5 protein-coding genes are annotated in these 4,280 nt (G+C 62.4%); 2 read left to right on the top strand and 3 right to left on the bottom strand.

Annotated elements, in window-relative coordinates; genetic code table 11:
* The coding region (locus ACH2EI_RS12435) for an alpha/beta fold hydrolase (RefSeq protein WP_395160250.1) at nucleotides 1–822 on the top strand (822 nt) is incomplete at its 5' end.
* An 83-nt stretch (nucleotides 823–905) separates the two neighbouring features.
* On the opposite strand, the gene ACH2EI_RS12430 is transcribed toward ACH2EI_RS12435, so the two are convergent.
* The 3 genes from ACH2EI_RS12430 to ACH2EI_RS12420 all read right to left on the bottom strand — a co-directional run bounded on the left by ACH2EI_RS12430 (nucleotide 906) and on the right by ACH2EI_RS12420 (nucleotide 2,940).
* Nucleotides 906–1,679: a hypothetical protein gene (locus tag ACH2EI_RS12430; protein ID WP_395155643.1), complete on the bottom strand. Its 774-nt coding sequence runs from the start codon at nucleotides 1,677–1,679 to the stop codon at nucleotides 906–908.
* A gap of 29 nt (nucleotides 1,680–1,708) precedes the next feature.
* Nucleotides 1,709–2,545: a Bax inhibitor-1/YccA family protein gene (locus ACH2EI_RS12425; protein WP_395155641.1), complete on the bottom strand. Its 837-nt coding sequence runs from the start codon at nucleotides 2,543–2,545 to the stop codon at nucleotides 1,709–1,711.
* 62 nt (nucleotides 2,546–2,607) lie between these two features.
* Nucleotides 2,608–2,940 (bottom strand): putative quinol monooxygenase, encoded by a 333-nt coding sequence (locus tag ACH2EI_RS12420; RefSeq protein ID WP_395155639.1) that lies wholly within the window; start codon nucleotides 2,938–2,940, stop codon nucleotides 2,608–2,610.
* A 193-nt stretch (nucleotides 2,941–3,133) separates the two neighbouring features.
* On the opposite strand from ACH2EI_RS12420, the gene ACH2EI_RS12415 reads away from it, so the two are divergent.
* Nucleotides 3,134–4,072 (top strand): RNA polymerase sigma factor RpoD/SigA, encoded by a 939-nt coding sequence (locus ACH2EI_RS12415; protein WP_395155637.1) that lies wholly within the window; start codon nucleotides 3,134–3,136, stop codon nucleotides 4,070–4,072.
* Nucleotides 4,073–4,280: the final 208 nt, after the last annotated feature.

Below are 4,280 nucleotides of genomic sequence, written 5' to 3'. Positions count from 1 at the left end.
GGCTATCGCGTGCTCGTTCCCGACCAGCGCGGCTACGGGTCGTCATCGACACCGCGTGATGTCGCGGCGTACCGGAGCGACCGGCTGGCGGGTGACCTCATCGCACTCCTTGATGACGTCGATGCCGAGCAGGCAACGTTCGTCGGCCATGACTGGGGTGCGCTCGTCGTTTGGGATCTCGCCCGCTATCACCCAGACCGCGTGAGTGGCGTGATCAACGTCAGCGTGCCCTACACGCCGTGGCCGATGCAGCCGACCGAACTGTTCCGGGCGACGTACGCCGACCGGTTCTTTTACATGCTGTATTTCCAGCTCCCCGAGCTTGCCGAGAACGAACTCGACGCCGACGTGGCGCGTTCACTCCGCACAGTGATCTGGGGCGGATCGGGCGAAACCGCAGCGCCTCCGCCGCCGACCGACCAGCTTCCCCCGATGACTGGGACCGGATTACTCGACACGTGGGGCAGCGCTGCGGGGGTTCCCGCTGGTCTTCCGGCATGGCTCCCCGCCGACGACTTCAACGAGTTCGTCAACCAGTTCACGGCGAGCGGCTTCTTCGGGCCAATCAGTTGGTACCGCAACCTCGATGCCGACTGGGCGCTCACCAAGGACCTTCTCGCACCGCCAATGCCAACGGCGTTCATCGGCGGCGACAAGGACATGGTGATCGCACACCGCATGGAGTACGTCGAGTCGATGGCCGTGATGCTGCCCGACTACCGGGGCCACGTGATCATCCCCGGCGCTGGCCACTGGACGCAGCAGGAAAAGCCTGACGAGTTCAACGCCGCGCTCGTCCAGCAGCTCAACGCACTCCTCTGACCGCGCACTCCTCTGACCGCGCACTCCTCTCACCAATCACTCCGCACACCAATCACCGCACACACACCACACCGAGCGGACGTTTATCGATCGGGCCGATCTGACGAAGCATCGGGCAGCACGAACTGGGCCAGCCCCGACGGCCTTCCCGGCTTTGCTTCGGTGAGCGGCCGGCAGCACGGTCGTTGCCAGCCGAAGCCGACGATCTTGCCCTTTGGCGGCCAGTAGCCGTCGCGGCTGTACGCCCACCATTCGAACGGGTTGAGATAATACGCAGCCGATTCGACCGTGCCAAATAGCGAGTCGCCCTTGCGTCGACGGTCGATGAGCCAGCGCCCTGCGCCGGCCAGTCCCCCGAGCGCCATCCAGCCGACGTAGAGCAGCGGATAGAACGGACCGAACCAGCGGGCCTGCCAGACGTGGACGTCTTCGTGGTCGGTGATGAGCTTGGCTCGACGAGGCTGCTCGACGTCACCGGCACCGCCAATCACGTTGCCGAGCGTGGTAGCGAAACCCTTCCGTGGCATGAAACCCCGGCGGTACACGTGCCGGTTGCGCCGTTCGCTCAGCCCGGGGACGTAGCCCGAGTCCTTCTTGATAAGTCCGATGGCGTGTGCAAAGAGGCCCGCACTGGTCATCGGCAAAGCCCAAGTGGAGTCGAGCGTGAACGCAATCAACCCGTCAGAGCAGCTCCAACCGTAGATCCGGCGGTAACCCGAGATTGCTCCGTTCAACCCACCGACGACAGTTGCAGGGATACCGACACCGACGGCGGAGCCGACTGCACCTGCGAACGTGGCCCCGAGCGCGGCAGCACCCGCCGCCTCTGCGAGACGACGGGTGCTGCGAGCGAGCATTCAGTTGTGACCAAAATCTGGCGTGCGTCTCAGCGCTGCTGGAGCTTGGAGAGCAGACGCAGGATCTCGAGGTACAGCCACACGATCGTGACGAGCAATCCGAGCGCAGAAACCCACTCGTATGCCTTGGGCATACCGGCTTCGACGCCTTTTTCGATGCGGTCAAAGTCGAGCGCCAGCATCATCGCCGCGATGCCACAGACGACGACCGAAAAGCCAATGCCGAACAGGCTCGGGCTATTGATGAAGGCGATCTCGCCGCCGAACAGGCTCATCAAGAACGAAACGCCGTACAGCACCATGATGCCCAGCGTGGCAAAAATGACGTTGCGACGGAACTTGTCGGTGACCTTGATGATGCGGGTCCGATACAAGACGAGCATCACGAAGAACACGGCGGCGGTGGCGCCGACCGCCTGAATGACGATGCCATTTTGAAAGGTCTCGTAGCCCTTGGAAATTGCTCCGACGGCGAAGCCGTACCCGATCGCGTAGACCGGGCCGAGGAACTTCGCCCACATCGGCTTGAACGACGACGCAATCACCGCGCCGAAGCCGGCGATGATACCGACCATTGCGATGGGTGGGAACGAGTAGGTGGCTTCGCCGGTGAGTGTGGTGCCACCAGCGGCGGACCACCCAAACGATGCGGAGATGAGAAGGAGGACGAACAGGGATGCAACGGCGGTGATCGTGCCGTTGACGGTCATGAATTCCTTCGACCACGGAGTGGTCGGGCCGTCGTTGGTGGGGGCGTTGAGCGGCGATCCGGTGGTGAGGGGCGCAGTGTGCCCGCCGCGTACGGGTGCAGCCCATCCGGCGGCATCGCGCCGCATAGTGTTGTCGTTAAAGACTGGATTGGCCATGGGCTCAGTGTATCGGTGCCACGATCTGGACAGTCTTCAGCGCAGGTCCTCCGCACAAATCTTCAGCGCAAATCGTGTGCACTGGTGCCTTCCCACATGTCGATCTCCGGCGCGGACGCCAAGATCCCTCTGCACGACGTGGCCATCTCGACCATGAGCGGGGAGTCGAAGTGCTGCCGTTGCATCTGATCGGAGTCCCACTTCTGGATCACGAGGTGCCGGCCGGGCGTGGTGACGCTCGAACACAGATCAACGTTGCGGCAACCGTCTTCCATGCGGGCCAGCACGATGTACTTCGACAGGATTGCCAGCAACTCTGCGTTGTCAGCCTGACTCGGGTTTGCATCAAAAGTCATCGTGACCACGACGAGTTCAATGTGGATATCATCACTCATTACGATCGTTGGACTTTCTATATCGCTCATAGAGATACTGACAAATTGACACGCGAAACGCACAATTACAGGTTGGCGCAAGGATCCGTCTCGGTATCGTGACGTTCGTCTCGGGGGATGAGCGGGTCTACCACATTTCCTCCGTGATGTCTTGCACACCGAAGAACCAACGACTAAATAGTAGGAGCCGCCGGTGGCCAAAGATCGTGTTGAACGTGATGACGAAGACCTCGTCCGCCTCTACCTCACTGATATCGGGCAGTACACGCTGCTCACCAAGGATGACGAAGTCCGCCTCGCGAAGGCCATCGAAGCCGGAAACGAAGCAATCGAGCAATTGGACGCAGGTGGAAAAGAAGTCACCGCAGCCAAGAAGCGCGAGCTGCGGCGCACCGCCCGCAAAGGTGAAGAGGCCGAGCGCCAGTTCGTCCAGTCGAACCTTCGACTCGTCGTATCGATCGCCAAGAAGTACCAGGCCTCTGGCCTGCCGCTGCTCGACCTGATCCAAGAGGGCAACCTCGGTCTCATGCACGCCGTCGAAAAGTTTGACTGGCGCAAGGGCTTCAAGTTCTCCACCTACGCCACGTGGTGGATCCGTCAGGCCATTACTCGCGGCATCGCCAACACAGGCCGCACCATTCGCCTCCCGGTCCACGCGGGCGACACGCTTGCTCGCTTGCAGAAGGCGCGTTCGCGCCTCGAACTCAAGTTCGGCCGCACTGCGACGCTCTCCGAGCTGGCCAAGGAAGTCGAGATGCCGGAAGACAAGGTCACCGAGGCGCTGCGCTTCGCTGCCGAGCCGCTTTCGCTGTCCGAACCCCTGCGCGAAGACGGCGATGCCGAACTCGGCGACGTCGTCGAAGACCGCTCAGCCGAGTCACCCTTCGAAGTGGCCGCCACCGCGCTGTTGCCCGACGAGATCAGCCGACTCCTCGCCCCGCTCGATGAACGTGAGCGTGAAATCCTCAAGCTGCGCTTCGGCCTCGACCGCGGTGAGCCACGGACCCTCGAAGAGGTTGGCGAGCACTTCAACCTCACTCGTGAGCGCATCCGCCAAATCGAAGCTCGCGCCATGAGCAAGCTGCGCCACCCGTCGAGCGACACCGGCGCCCGCGACCTTCTCGCCGTCTAGCGCGCGGCACCACGCCGCCCCCGTGAGCGCATCACCTCGAGGCCTGTGACACCCCCACTGTCACGCCAACGTCAGACCTCGGCGTGACAGTGGGAACACGTTGCCGCTCACGCCCGAGCGCACTCTCTGCGACTGCGATTTCGACTCAAGAAATGGCAGTTGTTTGCCGAATACGTAGCTGTGCTGTCAATTCGCCGTGCCACGCTTG

It is taken from the genome of Ilumatobacter sp. (assembly GCF_041688325.1).
In the GTDB taxonomy this organism is placed as follows: Bacteria; Actinomycetota; Acidimicrobiia; order Acidimicrobiales; family Ilumatobacteraceae; genus Ilumatobacter_A.
Note: the sequence above shows the minus strand (reverse complement) of the source record. Positions and strands in the feature narration are given on the sequence as shown.